Origin of the sequence: Pseudoalteromonas spongiae UST010723-006 (assembly GCF_000238255.3) — a bacterium.
GTDB lineage: Bacteria > Pseudomonadota > Gammaproteobacteria > Enterobacterales > Alteromonadaceae > Pseudoalteromonas > Pseudoalteromonas spongiae.
The window spans coordinates 1,230,579-1,248,431 of sequence record NZ_CP011039.1; the positions used below are offsets into that span (position 1 = coordinate 1,230,579).

Consider the following 17,853-nt stretch of genomic DNA (forward strand, 5'->3'; position numbering starts at 1 on the left):
TCTAATTGAGTAAATTGATTTTTACTCAATTAGAAATTCAAATTAAAAGTTTAAAAAAACGTCAGCTTGGTCTACATTTATAAATAAGAATAATTATAATTTAATGTAGTCCGTTGAAACTGAAAAACCCCCTAGCAAAACAACTGCTTGTTGGTATTTTACTTACCAGCTCTGTGTTAACGTTAATGATCACCAGCGCCATTTTATGGATGGACTACAAGCGCGATCTCAGCGTGATCGATCAAGGTTTTCAGCAAATTGAAAAAAGCCACTTACCTTCGGTTACCAATGCTCTTTGGGCCGAAGATGAGAAACAGCTTGAATTACTATTACAGGGCATTAGCGAACTTCCTAACGTATCGTCAGTAACGATTTGGCAAGATAATGCCAACCGTCTTACCGTTAATAAAACGCAAACCAAATACGCTAAAAGTAAATCTTGGGCTATTGATTACCGATTTAATCGCACTAAATACCATTTGGGCGAACTGATTGTCGTAATGGATATGTCTGGGGTGTATGGCTATCTCACAGACAAAGTCGTGGTAACTTTGCTTACTCAAGGTGCAAAAACCTTTATTGTATCTATGATTATTTTCACCTTAGTGCATTTATTAGTAACCCGTCATTTAAATCATTTAGCGTATTCTATGAGCCACGTGAATATGTCGGCACCTAAAAAATTTAGACTTGACCGAAAACAAGCGCGCGATGACGAAATTAATCGTCTTGTTGTAGAATTTAACGCCATGATGGCAGCGTTGTCTAAATCATTCGGCGATCTTAAAAAGCAAAAGCAAGCAGAGCAGAATGCAAATAAGCTTAAAGGTGAATACCTCGCTAATATCAGTATGGAAGTAAAAACGCCAATGAATGGGCTTTTGGGCATGGCGCATTTGTTGTCAGAAACCAAGCTTGATCACCGCCAACATAGTTACGTTAGTGTTATTCAAAAAAGCGCATTCAATATGCTTGAGCTACTAAATGGTATTTTAGATTACTCCAAAATTGAACACAGCCAACTTGCGCTCGACCAACATATTTTCGATATTCACGCCTTAATTCGTGAGATTTTTCAAGAGTGTGAGTTGAGAGCGAAAGAGAAAAACCTGCGCTTAGTCACCTATGTTGACCCCGCTATAAATAGCTATTTAGTCGGTGACTCGGTGCGTTTAAAGCAAGTTATTTGTAATCTTGTAAACAAGGCAATTAAATATTCTGATCGTGGCGATATTTCGATTAATGTTGATGCTGAAGTAACGACGGGCTTGTCAGAGCTTACAATTAGTGTACGTGATAACGGTCAAGGCATTGATGAAACCGTGTTAGCACAGTTAAACAATCCGAAAGCAAAAGTTAATAAGAGCAATTCCTTAAATGCGCTTGGTTTAACAATTGCTCAAAACTTGGTAACGCTAATGGGTGGCACATTTACGGTTAACTCAAAAGCAGGGCTCGGCACAGATGTTAGATTTACCTTAGCACTTCCAACGAGCACATTAATTGAAAATCACCTTGATGATGAGGGATTACTTGCCAATAAACGTGTCTTAATTTTAGACAGTAAGTTGTTTTTAGCGCGTTATTTAAGTGAACTGTTTGCACAATGGCAGATGCAAGTCACCCACGTTCAAGACGCAGAAATTGCCCTGAATTATATGCTGGGGGATGACTTACAGTTTGCTGGATTCGATTTTGTATTGTTGTCACACAATGAGCTTGAAAATCAATTGGTTAGCTTTTATGAAAAAATTAACCGTCACAGATTCAACCGACCAGCAAATTTAATCGTATTTGGTGATGAAATTGCGGATGTAGATGTCAGCAGAGTGACGAACATCGGCTATAACCAAGTATGGCAACTACCAAAGCACCCAAGTGATATTAAATCGGCCTTGGTCAATAACATTAAACAGAGTAACGATGTGGTTACGCCACAAGAAACCGTGCCGTTAACCGTGTTAATAGCTGATGACGCACCGATTAGCCAACGCGTTCTTAGCTCGATTTTAATGAACCGTGGCGATAATGTGATTGTCGCAGCTGATGGTGAAGAGGCAGTAGCACTGTGGCAGCAGCATCAGCATGAAATAGATATTATTTTAATGGACTGTGCTATGCCGAAAATGAGTGGCTATGAAGCCGCTCAAACAATACGTATGCAAGAGTCCGGCGATAAAATAGGCGTACCGATAATTGCGGTTACGTCGAGTGACCGTGAAGATGAGTACAACTATTGTAAAACGTTTGGTATTGATGAAGTGTTATTTAAACCGTTTTTACCCGTTGAGCTGTTGGATGTATTATCGCAATTTAAACTGCATATCGAAGAACATAAAGCGTTCAATAATTTGAAAAATTAGTCTGGGTTTAAAATAGTTTTAAATTGATATTTTGGCAACGCTAAAAATTTCGGTCAGCAGCACGTATTATTGATTGATAAAGAGTATGCTTTACGCGGGCTTATTCCTTCGAGTGATTTCGAAGGAGATTACATCTCCCAATAACATTTACGAGAAGGCGCATATCTTCAAAGAAATCTTCAATGTGGCGTTTACGTAACTAGAAAAAACAAAACCACATAATATGAAAAAGGGCGTACATTACGCCCTTTTTTATATGAAATGACTTAACTTACCACTTCTTCTTCGGTGCAAAGAGCTCGTCTAAGTCGTCTTTTTCGTTATCAAGCTTTTTCTTTGCATCACTGGCGTTGGTTGCTTTTAACTCGGTCATTATTTCTTCAAGCATATCTTCTATTTCTTGTTTGCGTGATGCGACATACTCGTCTGTAAAGTTGAGCGAATTAATTACCGCAAGCGCTTTTTCAAAATACTGGCGTGCAGAGCCAAGCATATTAGCACTGCGCGCTGCTTTGCCGCGTTTTAATTGGCTGTCGATATTTACTTGTAATTGCATTTTTTCTAAACGTTTGTCTTCGTTTAAGAACACTTGTGTATCAATCTTGCCTTTTGAATGCTCAGAGCGAACTATGCTGCGTAGCTTTTTAACACCTTGCAATAATGCAATGACTTGTTTTTCATTATCAGGTAGCGCAATGCGTTCTGCAGAAGAATCTTGGCTTGACGAATTTTCGATACGCTCTTTTGCTTCAGTTAAGCGATTTCTGATTTCTTTAGAATTGGGTGAGAGTTCAGCCATAACCGCTAACGCGGTATAAATGCGTCGATATAATACGGAAAATAGGGCTTTTGACATTGGAATATTAGCAGAATTCATCAACACTTCTTCAGTCTCTTCAATGATTTTTTTCTGCTTTGTAAGCTCCTGACGTCGCTCAGCATTTTGTTTTTCTTTATGCTGCTGTACCGCGTTGACCCAAACGCCAATAACAATTAGTGCCACTATTAGCGTGATGATAATATAAACTACCATGGAGTTTTTCTCATTCTTATAATTGCCCTAATCTTAACTAATTCTAATTACTTAGTGTAGTGTTGTTAAAAGGAAAGTTCTAATAATAGCACTTTATTACCAGCTTTTTTTATGGCAAAACAAGGGTAAATTTGCTGCCACCTAATCGCCCGTCATTGGCAAGCGCGATATGTCCCTTGGTTTCTCTATTGACATGTGCTGACGCAATTAAATTAGCGAAATAGATACCCAGCCCAGTACGCCCTTGACTAATAAGGGCGGCAGACATTTCATTATTGGCTTTCTCTAGCATACTTTCTGGGTAGCCTTCGCCATTATCGTGAATTTCAATAACCAGCTTATCGTTTTGTTGATGTGCGCTAATGAGAATTTTTGATGCTGTGTATTTTAGTGCGTTAATAAGAATGTCATTAAGTAAGTTGGCAATTAGGTCGGCGTCAAAAAACCACGCCAGATCTTGTTCAATATCACAACTGACATCAATATTTTTGTTGGTGATGTAGAGCTCATTTTTAGCAAGTAGCTCGTCGACGACGTCATCTAAAAAATGCTCTTCAATATTGAGCGGCAGTTGTGCGTTGTGTTCGCGATAAAGGGCAAGTACTTGCAATAAGTTGGAATTAACGCGGGCAACTTCGTAATGAATCTTGGCGAATTCAGATTGTGCTTGTGGCGTTTGCTTAATACTTTGACTAATTGTTTCCATCGATTGAAGCAGCATGCACAAAGAGTTTTTCATATCGTGCATACTTGCGCCAAGGACAACTGAAAAGTCGAGCTTATTATGGTCCATAATTATCCCGTTAATTTAGCTTTAGCAAAGTTTAACAGACTTTGACTTTGCTTGTGACGATGGTCGTGAGGCGCTAACGTTTTTAACGCATTAAGTGACAAAGCAAATTGACGCTTTGTTAATGTAAACTTTTGATTTTGTTTATGCAGTTGATACGCCGCTTGTAACAGGTTTAATGCAATATTTGGGTTATTAGGGGCATTGGCTAGGGCAGTTGCAAATGCGCCTTGGGCGCTTTCAAATGCTTTCTCTTTGTATTTCACCATGCCTTGTTGGTTAAAGTTCTCTGATTTTTCGTGGTCTTCGTGTGAAATAATCTTCGCTTTACCGCGCGTAATAATTGGGTCGAGCTTGGCGGTAACCGCTTCAATATCAGCGTGCTTCATAATGATTTCGAGCAGGTTTATAAATGCCGAATTGAGCGCGTCTGGGTAATCAACAATTTTATCTACCACTAAAATGAGTTTTTCACCTTTTGCGCCGTCTTTGTTAACTAAGTACTCAACAAATACTTGATGTATTTCAATTGCTAATTGACTTTGCACACCGGGATAGAGTTTTGTGATTGTACGATAAATTGCGGGGTACTCTTTTTTTGCGCGTCGCACAAAGTTTGCTTGATCCGTAAGTTGTATCTGTGTGCAAACACATAACTGATTTATATAGTCATCGAGTTGCGCTAAGCATGAATACTTGGCTAATTGCATAACGCGCTTGTAAGCGTTAAAGGCAATTTCCAGTTCATTGTAGCGGGTTGCTAACAAGGCTAACTGGCGCTGCCTTACAATTGAGTTGGGCGATGCGGCAATGGCTTTTTGTGTAATTGCATATGCTGCTTCGAAGTCGTGCTGTTGAATAAAGCACTCACAGGCAAGGTCGTATGCTTCAACGGCTTGTGGGTTTTTAGTGGTAATCAGTTTGCACAGACTTAATGCTTGATCGCTTTGCGATAGCGCCAAATGACAAATCGCTGCGCCCATTTGTGCCCAACTAAGCTCACGCTTATGCAAAATTGAATTATAAATGCTGAGCGCTTGCACATATTTAAGTTGTTTTAAATAAATTTCAGCTTTAAGACGCAAACATTCGATACCGACGCGCTTGTTTTTTGCCATTAGCTGGTCACAAAGCTCAAGGGCTGTTTTTGGCTTATCTTGATTTAATGCCGTATAAATAGGCTTAAATGCGAGACTTTTTTCAACAAGCTTATCCAAGCGAGATTTCAGGGTTGTTTTGGTAAATGGTTTTGCAAGGTAATCATCAGGACGGTATTCAAGCGCCCCCATCACTAAGTCTGACGCGGTTTCACCTGTGATCAGTACATAGTTAGTGCCGTATTTTAGTAAGTTACGATGATTAAGCTCGGCAAGCAGCTGCAGCCCATTTAATCCATCACCTAAATTGTAATCGACTAACAAAATATCATGTTGATGTTCGCTGTAGCAGGAAAGGGCATCTTCGGCATTGGTACACACATCCACATGGTGAACACCAAAACTTTCTACCATTTGTTTTAGTGATAGGCGGAATTCGGAAAAATCATCCAAAATAAGCACCGAGATAGATTTGTATCGTTGAAGAGGGTTAACCATAAAAAGCGAAAATTATTTTTGATACTAATAATTTAGACGCTTTTTTCTGACTTTTACAAAATACTAAGGTAGTTTGTAGTTAAAAATGGAATAAATACGTAAGTTTTGAATTTATGCTTGGCATAAAAGAGACAAAAGTATATAAATAAAGGTAATAATAAATACAAAATACTCGCTATGAAATTACAGCAGCTAAAGTACATTGTTGAAGTACTCAATCACAATCTTAATGTTTCAGCCACCGCTGAAAACTTATATACCTCGCAACCTGGTATTTCTAAACAAGTGCGTATGCTCGAAGATGAGCTAGGTGTGCAAATCTTCGGTCGTAGCGGTAAACATTTAACGCATGTTACGCCGGCGGGCAAAGACATTATCAATATCTCTCGTGAGATTTTGGCGAAAGTTGAAAGCATTAAAGCAGTTGCCAACGAGCATACTTTACCAGATCAAGGTAAGCTGAATATCGCCACTACGCACACTCAAGCGCGTTACGCTCTGCCAAACGTCATTCAAGGGTTTATGAACAAATACCCGAAAGTATCTCTGCATATGCATCAAGGTACACCGCAGCAAATCTCAGATGCTGCCGCGCGTGGTGACGCAGATTTTGCCATCGCAACAGAAGCGCTGCATCTTTACACCGATTTAATTATGTTGCCGTGTTATCACTGGAATCGCAGTATTGTGGTGGCAAAAGATCACCCACTTGCTGCTAAAGCAAATAATCTCACGATTCAAGATGTTGCTGCGTTCCCTTTAATCACTTATGTGTTTGGTTTTACTGGGCGATCAGAGCTAGATAAAGCCTTTACTAAGCATGGCTTGGAGCCGCAAATCGTGTTTACGGCAACCGACGCTGACGTAATTAAAACTTATGTGCGCTTAGGCTTAGGTGTAGGTGTTGTGGCATCAATGGCCATTGATGAAATGAACGATAAAGATCTCGTGGTAATTGATGCAAGCCACTTATTTGAAGCAAGCACCACTAAAATTGGCTTCAGAAAAGGTACTTTCCTACGCAGTTACATGTACGATTTCATAGAGCGTTTTGCGCCACACTTGGATAAAACCATTGTTGAGCGTGCGTGCATGTTACGCAATCAAGATGATGTCGACTATCTATTTAAGGATATTGAGTTACCGGTTCGTTAAGACGAATTTTGACTCAAAAAAAACGCCACATAATGTGGCGTTTTTTGTATCTGTTAACTGTGATTAACACTCAATGATATTTACAGCGAGTCCGCCTCGAGCCGTCTCTTTGTACTTGGTTTTCATATCATTACCTGTGTCCCACATGGTTTTGATTACTTTATCAAGCGATACCTTTTGCTCACCTGAGCCACGCATTGCAAGGCGTGATGCGTTAATTGCTTTTACTGCACCCATTGCATTTCGTTCAATACACGGTACTTGTACAAGGCCACCAACAGGGTCGCACGTTAAACCTAAGTTATGTTCCATACCAATTTCAGCGGCATTTTCAACTTTCTCAACATTGCCGCCTAAAATTTCAGTGAGTGCGCCTGCAGCCATTGAGCAAGCAACGCCCACTTCACCTTGGCAGCCTACTTCTGCACCTGAAATTGATGCGTTCTTTTTGTAAAGAATACCAATTGCAGCAGCGGTAAGTAAGTAACGCGTTGCAATGTCTTTATCTACTTCTTTAATGAACGTGTGGTAGTACATCAGCACCGCTGGAAGAATGCCTGCTGCACCGTTTGTCGGCGCAGTAACAACACGACCGCCAGCAGCATTTTCCTCATTTACCGCAAGGGCAAATAAATCAACCCATTCCATTGCACGTAGCGGATCGTTATGTGTTTCAATGTTCAGTTGACGGTGTAGGCTCGGTGCACGACGCTTTACTTTTAAACCGCCCGGTAAAATACCTTCAGTGCGCATACCGCGCTCAACGCACGCTTTCATCACCAGCCAAATATTGTATAGCTCGTCAGTGATTTCGCTTTCTGTTTTAAGGGTTTTTTCGTTTGCCATCATCAGTGCTGGCACACTTAAACCGTGCTCTTTACACTGCGCCATTAACTCTGCGCCAGTATCAAATGGGTATGGTGCAGGGTTTTCTTCGCGAATTGTTAGTGCAGCTTGCTTTTCTTTTTCGAAATCTTCGTCGCGAACAATAAAGCCGCCACCGATAGAATAGAAAATCTCACGGAAGACACATTGTTCGCCGTTAAATGCTTGTAGTTCCATTGCATTTGAATGCTTTGGCAAGGTCTTACGACGGTGGAATACAATGGCGTCTTTTTTTGGAAATGCCGCAGCATGGCTTTGATCAAGATAGATAGTTTCTTCTTTTTCGATTTTATCTAAAATGCTTGGTACCAAATCGGCATCAATGGTTTCTGGATCGTAACCAGCAAGGCCTAAAATAACCGCTTTACCCGAACCATGACCAATACCCGTTTGTCCGAGCGAGCCAAACAATTCACAGCGAACACTGGTTACTTGCTCTAATAGCGCTTGCTCTTGTAATGACTTTACAAACAGTCTTGAAGCGCGCATCGGGCCCACAGTATGTGATGAGGAAGGACCAATGCCGATACTAAACATATCGAATGCACTTATCATACGAATATCTCTTACTTAATCTTTGAACGGCCGGATATCATAACTCTAATTTATAATCATGTTAACTTTAATTAGTATGATTAATGCTTATGTGCTTAATTTAGATGTTTAATCAAATTGCGAATGATTTGCGCGGTGGCACCCCAAAGCAAGCCGTATTCAGTTTGAAACCCAGTTAGAGTATAGGCAGAAAACTGACGTGTGAATTGAATATCTTGCCAATTTTTTTGATCTATAAGCTGTGACAGCGGAAGATAAAATGCACTGGCGACTTCATTGGTTGCTAGTACCAAATTGGGTTTTTCGGGAAGTAGGGCAATATAGGGTTTTATTTCAAACCCGGTGAGCGTCCAATAACTGTCCATATCACCAATTACATGGTTATCGTCCACCTCAATGCCAATTTCCTCAAAGGTTTCACGCAACGCTGTGGCAAGTAAGTTGGCGTCAGAATCTTCAAATTTACCACCGGGAAAGCAAATTTGCCCTGGGTGATGCTTTAAATAGTCAGGACGTTTACACAGCAACAGGTGAATTTCACCGCTTACATTAACCAGCGGCACCAATACAGCGCTTTGCTTAGCAATATTGCGCATTTGTATTGGAAAGCCAACGTCATTGCTTGGCTGCTGAATATGGAAACGGGCTAGAAATTCACTTAACTGCATAACACGTCCTAAGCGAGCATTTATTCAAGTACAGGTAAAATACGATTTACCTTATCGTATGTTTCTTGCAGCTCAGACTCAAGGGTTGAATCGGCAACCACGCCACCGCCAGCCCAGCAATAAATTTTACCTTTTTCACAAACCAAGGTACGAATGGTTATGCTGGTATCCATGGTGCCACAGGCTGAAATATAGCCAATTGAGCCACAATAGATTGAGCGGCGGTGAGGTTCTAATTCTTCAATAATTTCCATTGCCCGGATTTTTGGCGCGCCAGTAATCGAGCCACCGGGAAACGCTGCTTTTAATTGATCAATCGCGTTGTAACCGTTGGCAAGGGTAGATGTAACCGTTGATACTAAATGATGCACCGCATTGAAGCTCTCAATATCAAAGAGCTTAGGTACTTCTACGGTACCCGGTTTAGCTACTTTGCCTAAATCGTTTCGTAGTAAATCCACAATCATCACGTTTTCAGCGCGATCTTTGGTTGAATTTGCAAGGCGTGCTTTGTTGGCGTTATCAATTTTTGCATCTGTGCTTCGCGGCACTGTGCCTTTAATCGGCTTAGTTTCAACATTGCGGCCTTTTACCTGAATAAAACGCTCAGGTGAAAGAGAGAGTATTTGTTGCTCACCAGTATTAATATAAGCCGAAAATGGCGCTTGGTTTGCGCTTCGCAACTTACAATAGGCAAGCCAAGGGTTGCCAGTAAAGCTAGCATCAAAGCGTTGTGCCAGATTGATTTGGTAGCAATCGCCGCTTTTTAAATATTCTTGTACTTTATTAAAGCGCTCACCATAACCGTCTTTACTGAGGTTTGATTGCCATTTAGTTGTTAAAGTAAATGGCATACGCTCGCCTTCAGCGCCTCTAAGCTGTTTAAGGTATTTATTTAAGCGTGTTTCGCTATCACAACACGGCTGTGCGATATAAAACCACTGGTTTTCGTGATGATCAAATATTAGGGCATCGGGGTAAATGCCCACCAACATTTGGCCTAAATCGATATCGTTTTTCGCAATTTCGGGCATCACTTCAATTGAGCGGCCTAAATCGTAACTGAATAAACCTAAAGCGCCGCCAGAAAACGGTAAATCAAACGGGGCTTTGTCTTTTACAAACGCGCTTATTGCGTGGTGTATTGCACTAAACCCATCACATTCGCTTTGGTGATTATCAACAAAAGTCACATTGTTTTTTACTTCAATCAGTGAAATTGGGTCAATCACAATAATGTCAAAGCGGTTATTTGGGTGTGCTGGGTTTGCCGAATCTAAGAAAATGGCATACTGCAAATCTGCAAAAAAACTAAAAACGTGCTCGCTAGTTAGCGCTAAGTCTAATTTTTTGCATATTAATTGTTCATTTATCATTAACTTTAACTACCAGACTGGTCGCAAACGAGTTGGGAGGTTATTATACATGCATAGTTTAACGAATTACTGCACAGATTGCATGAGTAAGCTGTGTTTGACACTATTCACACTGTAAACATTTGCCACCGTCACGGCATATAATAAGGATACATAATGAGCACTATCCGTCAGCAAGACTTTATTGACAGCATCGAAGATGCATTGCAATACATTTCGTTTTATCACCCACTAGATTTCGTACAAGCGCTTGATAAGGCGTACCAAAAAGAAGAAAGCAAAGCGGCTAAAGATGCGATTGCACAAATCTTAATTAACTCTCGTATGTCGGCAGAAGGTAAGCGCCCACTGTGTCAAGATACGGGTATTGTGACGTGTTTCGTTAAAGTGGGTATGGACGTTAAATGGGATAAAACCAACTTGACGGTTCAGCAAATGGTTGATGAAGGCACACGCCGCGCATACCTTAACCCAGATAACCCACTGCGTGCATCAATTGTTGCAGACCCAGCAGGCAGCCGTAAAAACACTAAAGATAACACGCCTTCAGTTGTGCATATCGACATGGTGCCAGGCGCTGAAGTTGAAGTAATGATTGCAGCGAAGGGCGGCGGCTCTGAAAACAAAACTAAAATGGTTATGCTTAACCCATCAGATGATGTTGCTGCTTGGGTTGAAAAAACGCTACCAACTATGGGAGCGGGCTGGTGTCCACCGGGTATGTTAGGTATAGGTATTGGTGGTACAGCTGAAAAAGCAGCAGTACTTGCCAAAGAATCATTGATGGATCCGGTAGATATTCATGAGTTAATGGAGCGCGGCGCAGAAACAGCAGAAGAAAAGCTACGTTTAGAGATTTTTGAGCGCGCAAATAAAACTGGTATTGGTGCACAAGGCCTTGGTGGTTTAACTACCGTTGTTGATATTAAAATCAAAACAGCACCAACACACGCGGCATCTAAGCCTGTTGTGATGATCCCTAACTGTGCGGCAACGCGTCACGTTCACTTCACATTAGATGGTTCAGGCCCTGCTGACCTTAAAGCGCCTAAGTTAGAAGATTGGCCAGAAGTAACATTTGAAGTAGGTGAAGATACACGCCGTGTTAACCTTGATACCTTAACAAAAGAAGACACAGCCGATTGGAAAATGGGCGAAACCGTACTGTTAAGCGGTAAAATCTTAACTGGTCGTGATGCTGCGCATAAGCGTTTACAAGACATGATTAATTCAGGTGAAGGCTTACCTGAAGGTGTTGATTTCACAAATAAATTTATCTACTACGTAGGCCCTGTAGATGCAGTAGGCGACGAAGCGGTAGGTCCTGCGGGCCCAACAACAGCAACCCGTATGGATAAATTTACTGACTTAATGCTAGAGAACACAGGCATTGTTGGCATGATTGGTAAAGCAGAACGCGGCCCTGCAACAGTTGAATCAATCAAAAACAACAAGTCAATCTACCTAATGGCAGTGGGCGGTGCAGCGTACTTAGTATCAAAAGCAATTAAGAAAGCAAAAGTGGTTGCGTTTGAAGACTTAGGTATGGAAGCAATCTACGAATTTGAAGTAGAAGATATGCCAGTAACTGTTGCTGTAGATAGCGAAGGTAACAACGCGCACAGCGCAGGCCCTGCAATCTGGAAAGCAAAAATTGAAGAGCTAGACGCAAAACTAAAATAATTTTTGGTTGAGCAAAAAGTTTAACAAAGCAAAAAGGGCGCTTATGCGCTCTTTTTTATTGCCACATTCAAGAATTTAACTGACAAAAAATGATTGGAAATTATGCTTGAGCTGTATTTGCGCATTGATTAAGCTCTGAACCCTGAACCCTGAACCCTGAACCCTGAACCCTGAACCCTGAACCCTGTAACTTCTTCTTTACGCTCTACCATCTTGCTGGCTTATCGCTTACGTAAACGTCAATCTACAATTTAAATATTAGCGGATCTTTGCGATATTTTGCTTGGAATAGCGCTGTAATTGCATTGTTTATTATTAAATAAAACTTAAGTGGAATTGAATATGTTTAATTGTAAGTTTAACTGGGTTGTTCATCTAAAATTGTAGTCTTGATGAAAGGATAATGTTAGAGTCGGTGCAAACCAAGAATAACCCGTTCATTTAACGCCATACTTATTATACGCGTTAAACATTTACAAGTTGGAGAGTCGTGTGACTGTTTTTAATCGTACTGAATTTGATAACCACGAAAACGTTGTTTTTTGTGCAGACAAAGAAACTGGCTTAAAAGCAATTATTGCTGTACACAGCACTAAATTAGGCCCAGCAGTGGGTGGTTGTCGTTTATGGGATTACGCAAGTGACGAAGATGCAGTATACGATGTACTGCGTTTATCAAAAGGCATGACATATAAGAATGCAGTTGCGCGCTTACCATTCGGTGGCGGTAAATCGGTAATCATCGGTAACGCAAAAGAAATCAAATCAGATGCTCTATTTAAAGCATTTGGTCGTCATTTAGAGCGTTTAGGCGGTAGCTACTACTCAGCAGAAGACGTAAACATCACTTGTGATGACGTTGCAGTAATGAATACTGAAACAAACTATGTACTTGGCCTTGAAGGTAAAAGCGGTAACCCATCACCATTTACAGCACTAGGCACGTTCTTAGGTATTAAAGCGGCTTACCAGCACAAGCACGGTCACCAAGACTTAGCAGGTGTAAAAGTGTCAGTACAAGGTCTAGGCGCGGTTTCTTACACTCTATGTAAATACCTACACGAAGCAGGTGCTGAGCTGTTTGTAACAGACATCAACGAAGAGCGTGTAAGCCGTGTAGTAAACGACTTTAACGCAACTGCGGTTAACATTGACGAAATCTACGACCTAGATGTTGATGTATACGCGCCATGTGCACTTGGTGCAACAATCAATGATGAGACTATTCCTCGCATTAAAGCAGGCATTATCGCAGGGTGTGCGAATAACCAGCTAGCAGAGCCTCGTCACGGTGAAATCATTCGTGAAAAAGGCATTTTATACGCGCCAGATTACGTAATTAACGCAGGTGGTATCATCAACGTTTACTACGAAACAGCGCCAGAAGGTTATAGTGCAGAAGCTGCAACTAAGCATGTTGAAGGTATTTTCGATACACTAAGCGAAATCTTCAAACGTTCGGAAGATGAGCAAAAGTCAACGCACATTATTGCAGACGAACTAGCACAAGAAATCATCGAAAACGGTTTGTAATTTACCCGTTTGTTACTTGTAAAAGCTAGGGTAACAGAATGAGCTTGAAAGTTCATGCTATGCTCGGTAAGGTGCCCGCAATTGCGGGCATTTTTATTTTAAGATTATGGCAACTCAAATCGACCTCTCTACTTGGCAACGCGCCGAACACTTCTCATTTTTTAAAGACTTAGCAAACCCCTACTTTTCAGTGTGCGTGCGTATAGATGCGGGTGAATTGTTTGCTGCATGTAAGCAAAATGGTCAGTCTTTCTACTTAGCTTGCCTTTATGCCTTGCTGCGTGCCAATAATAGCTATCAACCCGTTTGTCATCGTATTGATAACAACCAAGTATGGCTGTGCGATAAAATTGAAATCAACGCGGTGCAATTAGATGAGCAAAACCTCTTTAAAATTTCGTACTTACCTTATGCTGAAGGCTTTGCTGACTTTAGTGAAAAAGGCAAAATTGCATTCGAAACAGCAATAAGTCAGCCATTTTTCTCAGAGCAATTTAACACGATTGAAGGGCGCCTTAACTGTATTCATGTGTCGGTGTTACCTTGGCTTGATTTTACGGGTTTTTCCCACGCGACACCCTTTGGTGAGCAAAATGGCATTCCCAAATTTGTGTTTGGTAAATTCGATAAACAACTGGGCACCATGCCACTCAATATTGATGTGCACCACGGCCTAATGGACGGCTTTCATGTTGCGCAGTTTGTAAATGTGCTGCAGCAAGAAATGGCTGCACTTGCTAAAAGCTTATTGTGATTTTACTTAATCAAAATTCAGTTATTTAATATCCACCAATTTACTGGCGCGGCGGTATTGTATTTTTGCGCCATTAAAATTGGGTAGCTCCCACTTTTTTGGTGCTTCAACCCGTTTTCCACTAATGTAATGAAGCACTACGCGTTTTGCGCTAATAAAGTATTCGACCCTAAGTTGTTGCTGTGGCAACACCACTGTTAGCGGGTACAGTTCACAAAACTGTTGCCATGTGTAGTCATCAACTAAGCTATAGGCAAAATCACTGTTATCAAGAAGTGCCAACTCATCAAGCGAGCTAACTTCTAAATCACTTAATATCCGTGTGATTTGTTCGTGTGGTGCTAATAATTGCCAATCGGTGCTATGCACATTTTGGTAAAGACAAAGCTGCTGGTATTCCTGAGTTAATTTTTTAAAAAGCGACTCACAAAGTGCGTCAGTTTCAATTAGGTTAACGGTGGCGGCTATAAATTCATGGCTTTTAATTACATCGCTAAACGATTTTAATGGGGTGCCTGCGTATTGGTATTGGTAATTACCCATTAATTCATTTTGCTCGGTAATCTCAGAGGAGCATAGCTTTGCTTCACCTAAGTCATTATCAATAATAACGTTGGTGGTGATGGGACTTACTTTGGTTGCCAGTGTTTTGCGGTCTTTTACTGCACGCCCAGCAAGGCTGTAGGTTTTAAGTACCAATAGGGCGTCAGGCTCGTTACTTAAGTAGCTGTCTTTAGCGATCACCACTTCTTGCTGACCATTGTTGTAACTGCCACGGCGATTTTGCTTTTTAATATACACGCAGCTTGGCAGTAAAGCGGCAATGGCGTGTTGCAATTCGGTGATGTTGTAACTGGCGTATTTACTGAGTTCGGGTAAATCAAAATGGCTACGCAGCTGGCTGGCAAATTGCTTTGCCTCAATCAGGGCGTTTTCTTCTGCGCTGATATACTCTAAAAACTGGCCGCGCACTAAGCCAATGAGCAAGCTAAAGTCACAGAGGTTCGGAAAGTCATTTTCTAATTGCAGGAACTTTTCTGAATTCTTATCTAGAGTGTACAGTTTGGCTGGCACGCTTAGGGCACCTGCAAGGTCGGCCATTGCCTGCTTTAGGCGGTTATTCGGCATGCTTGCCACTAAATGGGAAAGCGAAACGTCAATGGGCAGTGGCGCAAGGGCTTTACCATAGTCAGTTGCAATACCCGCATCGTTAATGGCATTGATGGATTTAAGCGTTGAAAACGCTAAATCATGGGCTTGTTGTGATAGGGGGTTGATAAAGCGTAAATTGCCAAGAGCATGATTATTTGCCGCGGCTGCCAACATCATATCCGTTAAGTTCTCACGCTGGATTTCAGGTGGTGTATGGGCTTCAAGTGGTGCATGTTGACCAAACAGTGCTAAGTAAACACCTTGTTTAATGCGCCCAGCGCGGCCGCGGCGTTGTAGTTTGGAGTCATTAGCAATTGCGGTTAGATCCAACACACTTTGGCCGTTACGAATATGCGTGCGGCGCTCAAGCCCCGAATCAATCACTACATCAACACCGGGAATGGTTAAAGATGTTTCTGCCACGTTAGTCGCTAAAATAAGGCGGCGTTTTTCCCCTTGTTGCAAAGCGCGTTTTTGCTCGCTGATGGGGCTTGCACCATGCAAGGTGATTATATCGAATTGGTCGCTCAATCGCGTGCGCAAATAGCTGGCACACAGTTGAATTTCCCCTTTGCCGGGTAAAAATGCCAATACATCTTGGCTGCCAAGTTGGTACGCTTTTTCAGCGGCAAATGCCATGCGCTCAGTGAGGTTATCTTTATGTGGCATATCACGCATGGCGGGGGCAAGGTATTGCTCATCTACTGGGAACACTTTACCTTCGGCATGTAAATGTACGCCCTCACAATAGTTAATGAGTTGCTGAGCGTTTAATGTGGCAGAGGTTATCACCAGCTGATAGGGCTGGTTGCTGGTTTTATTATGCTCAAGCAGTAAAGCCAGCAGTAAATCGGTATCCCAGCGGCGCTCATGAAACTCATCGAGCATAATGGTATTGAAGTCGTCTAGTAACCCTTCATTTAACCAGCGCAGTGCCACACCTGGGGTAACAAACACTATTTCGCTGTTGTGATTTGCTTGTATTTCAAAGCGAATCGCATAACCCACTTTTTCGCCAAGGGGCGTTTGCATTTCGTTTGCGACGCGCTCGGCAAGGCTAGTACATGCAATACGCCTTGGCTCAATGACCAATACTTTGCCAGTGTGTGTGCACCACTTTGGCAATTGGGTCGATTTACCCGTACCCGTGTTGGCGCTCACAATAATCGGTTGATGGCTATTGTTGTTGCCAATATGGGCTAAAAAATCGGTTTTAATCTGGTTGATTGGTAGCATGCGTTTATTTCTTTGTCCGAGTCGCGATATAATTGACGGTATTATTTGTCTATTAGGATAATGTTTTGAAAGACATTGCGATTTTGATTTCACCTGTTGCAAACGGTGCTTATTTTAACGAAACCATCGATATTGCACAAAAAGAGTTTAAACAGTGTATTGGCGAGTATGACCTGACACTAAACGAGATTGGCGGCATGCAATTTTTACAAACCCAATTGCCAGAGCAAAAACTTGAAGCACTAGCTCGTTTATCGTTTGTACAAGGTATTTTTAGTCATGATTCGGGCACATTAACGCCGCTATCGTTAAATACTGATTTTAACTTACACAGTGATTTTGTATTTGGTAGCAAGTACAAAGGCAAAACCAATGAAATTTTAACGCAGTTGTTGCTCAATGTGGGTTTGAGTTTCTGTAAAGAAAAAGACATCAGCAAGATTAAATTGCTTGACCCAATGTGCGGGCGCGGCACCACTTTAATGTGGGCAATGCGTTATGGCATTAAGTCTAAAGGCATTGAGCAAGACCCGAATGCGGTATTGGACTTTAGAACCTTTGCCAAAAAATGGACTAAGCTTCACCGCCAAAAGCATGAGCTTAAAGAAGGTTTTATCGGCAAAGCCAATAAACAAAACAAGGGTAAGTTTATTGATTTTACTGCTAATGGCGTTAATACCCGTATTATTAATGGCAATGCGACGACCGCGTGTGATTTATTAAAGCGTGAAAAGCAGCATTTAATCATTAGTGATATTCCTTACGGTGTGCAGCATTTTACGACTGAAAAAACCCGTAACCCGATTGCTGTGTTAGAAGAATGCGCACCGCAATGGGCAGATTTACTGCACAAAGATGGTATTTGCGTTATTGCGTTTAATAAGTACATTCCAAAACGCAAAGAGCTGATTGCGGTTTTTGAAGCGGCAGGGCTTAGCGCGCTTGAGTTTGAAGCGCCACACCGCATGAGCGAATCAATTTTCCGTGACGTTGTTGTTTTAAGAAAGAACTAAAAAATATATTCTCTACCTTGAACAACGCCATGCTTCACCCAATAACTACTTAAGAAGTAGAA

At 41.5% G+C, this 17,853-nt stretch carries 13 protein-coding genes; 6 read left to right on the forward strand and 7 right to left on the reverse strand.

Features of this window, described 5'->3' with window-relative positions; all coding sequences use genetic code 11:
• Positions 1 to 113 precede the first annotated feature (113 nt).
• Positions 114 to 2,363, forward strand: coding sequence for a response regulator (locus PSPO_RS05840; protein WP_010560375.1), 2,250 nt, complete (start codon positions 114 to 116; stop codon positions 2,361 to 2,363).
• Positions 2,364 to 2,634: 271 nt separating this feature from the next.
• Here the strand turns inward: PSPO_RS05840 and PSPO_RS05845 are convergent, their stop codons facing one another.
• The 3 genes from PSPO_RS05845 to PSPO_RS05855 all read right to left on the reverse strand — a co-directional run bounded on the left by PSPO_RS05845 (position 2,635) and on the right by PSPO_RS05855 (position 5,736).
• The gene (locus tag PSPO_RS05845; protein WP_010560374.1) at positions 2,635 to 3,396 is read right to left on the reverse strand and encodes a hypothetical protein; all 762 of its coding nucleotides are present in this window, start codon (positions 3,394 to 3,396) and stop codon (positions 2,635 to 2,637) included.
• 109 nt (positions 3,397 to 3,505) lie between these two features.
• Positions 3,506 to 4,189 (reverse strand): sensor histidine kinase, encoded by a 684-nt coding sequence (locus PSPO_RS05850; protein ID WP_010560373.1) that lies wholly within the window; start codon positions 4,187 to 4,189, stop codon positions 3,506 to 3,508.
• Between the two features lie 2 nt (positions 4,190 to 4,191).
• Entirely contained in the window at positions 4,192 to 5,736 is a 1,545-nt protein-coding gene (locus PSPO_RS05855) for a response regulator (RefSeq protein WP_010560372.1), read from the reverse strand.
• Positions 5,737 to 5,958: 222 nt separating this feature from the next.
• On the opposite strand from PSPO_RS05855, the gene cysB reads away from it, so the two are divergent.
• Entirely contained in the window at positions 5,959 to 6,936 is a 978-nt protein-coding gene (gene cysB, locus PSPO_RS05860; protein WP_010560371.1) for an HTH-type transcriptional regulator CysB, read from the forward strand.
• 63 nt (positions 6,937 to 6,999) lie between these two features.
• Here the strand turns inward: cysB and PSPO_RS05865 are convergent, their stop codons facing one another.
• The 3 genes from PSPO_RS05865 to pabB all read right to left on the reverse strand — a co-directional run bounded on the left by PSPO_RS05865 (position 7,000) and on the right by pabB (position 10,420).
• Positions 7,000 to 8,376: an L-serine ammonia-lyase gene (locus PSPO_RS05865; RefSeq protein ID WP_010560370.1), complete on the reverse strand. Its 1,377-nt coding sequence runs from the start codon at positions 8,374 to 8,376 to the stop codon at positions 7,000 to 7,002.
• A gap of 95 nt (positions 8,377 to 8,471) precedes the next feature.
• A complete protein-coding gene (locus PSPO_RS05870; protein WP_010560369.1) occupies positions 8,472 to 9,044 on the reverse strand; it encodes an NUDIX hydrolase in 573 nt (190 codons plus the stop codon).
• Positions 9,045 to 9,064: 20 nt separating this feature from the next.
• A complete protein-coding gene (pabB, locus tag PSPO_RS05875) occupies positions 9,065 to 10,420 on the reverse strand; it encodes an aminodeoxychorismate synthase component I (RefSeq protein ID WP_010560368.1) in 1,356 nt (451 codons plus the stop codon).
• 156 nt (positions 10,421 to 10,576) lie between these two features.
• On the opposite strand from pabB, the gene PSPO_RS05880 reads away from it, so the two are divergent.
• From PSPO_RS05880 to PSPO_RS05890, 3 genes are all read left to right on the forward strand, one after another.
• Positions 10,577 to 12,103 carry a fumarate hydratase gene (locus PSPO_RS05880; RefSeq protein ID WP_010560367.1) on the forward strand — a complete coding sequence of 509 codons (1,527 nt, stop codon included), beginning with the start codon at positions 10,577 to 10,579 and terminating at the stop codon, positions 12,101 to 12,103.
• 492 nt (positions 12,104 to 12,595) lie between these two features.
• A complete protein-coding gene (locus tag PSPO_RS05885) occupies positions 12,596 to 13,636 on the forward strand; it encodes a Leu/Phe/Val dehydrogenase (protein WP_010560366.1) in 1,041 nt (346 codons plus the stop codon).
• A 106-nt stretch (positions 13,637 to 13,742) separates the two neighbouring features.
• Positions 13,743 to 14,390 carry a CatA-like O-acetyltransferase gene (locus tag PSPO_RS05890; protein WP_010560365.1) on the forward strand — a complete coding sequence of 216 codons (648 nt, stop codon included), beginning with the start codon at positions 13,743 to 13,745 and terminating at the stop codon, positions 14,388 to 14,390.
• 21 nt (positions 14,391 to 14,411) lie between these two features.
• Here the strand turns inward: PSPO_RS05890 and PSPO_RS05895 are convergent, their stop codons facing one another.
• On the reverse strand, positions 14,412 to 16,778 hold the full coding sequence (locus PSPO_RS05895; protein WP_010560364.1) for a helicase-related protein: 2,367 nt from the start codon (positions 16,776 to 16,778) through the stop codon (positions 14,412 to 14,414).
• Between the two features lie 65 nt (positions 16,779 to 16,843).
• On the opposite strand from PSPO_RS05895, the gene PSPO_RS05900 reads away from it, so the two are divergent.
• Positions 16,844 to 17,791 carry a TRM11 family SAM-dependent methyltransferase gene (locus PSPO_RS05900; RefSeq protein WP_010560363.1) on the forward strand — a complete coding sequence of 316 codons (948 nt, stop codon included), beginning with the start codon at positions 16,844 to 16,846 and terminating at the stop codon, positions 17,789 to 17,791.
• Positions 17,792 to 17,853 lie beyond the last annotated feature (62 nt).

What these genes read in the sequence shown, in the direction of transcription:
- PSPO_RS05845 (WP_010560374.1), bottom strand. Translation starts at nt 3,396, where the DNA reads ATGGTAGTTTATATTATCATCACGCTAATAGTGGCACTAATTGTTATT.
- pabB (WP_010560368.1), bottom strand. Translation starts at nt 10,420, where the DNA reads ATGATAAATGAACAATTAATATGCAAAAAATTAGACTTAGCGCTAACT.
- PSPO_RS05880 (WP_010560367.1), top strand. Translation starts at nt 10,577, where the DNA reads ATGAGCACTATCCGTCAGCAAGACTTTATTGACAGCATCGAAGATGCA.
- PSPO_RS05890 (WP_010560365.1), top strand. Translation starts at nt 13,743, where the DNA reads ATGGCAACTCAAATCGACCTCTCTACTTGGCAACGCGCCGAACACTTC.
- PSPO_RS05865 (WP_010560370.1), bottom strand. Translation starts at nt 8,376, where the DNA reads ATGATAAGTGCATTCGATATGTTTAGTATCGGCATTGGTCCTTCCTCA.
- PSPO_RS05850 (WP_010560373.1), bottom strand. Translation starts at nt 4,189, where the DNA reads ATGGACCATAATAAGCTCGACTTTTCAGTTGTCCTTGGCGCAAGTATG.
- cysB (WP_010560371.1), top strand. Translation starts at nt 5,959, where the DNA reads ATGAAATTACAGCAGCTAAAGTACATTGTTGAAGTACTCAATCACAAT.
- PSPO_RS05895 (WP_010560364.1), bottom strand. Translation starts at nt 16,778, where the DNA reads ATGCTACCAATCAACCAGATTAAAACCGATTTTTTAGCCCATATTGGC.
- PSPO_RS05870 (WP_010560369.1), bottom strand. Translation starts at nt 9,044, where the DNA reads ATGCAGTTAAGTGAATTTCTAGCCCGTTTCCATATTCAGCAGCCAAGC.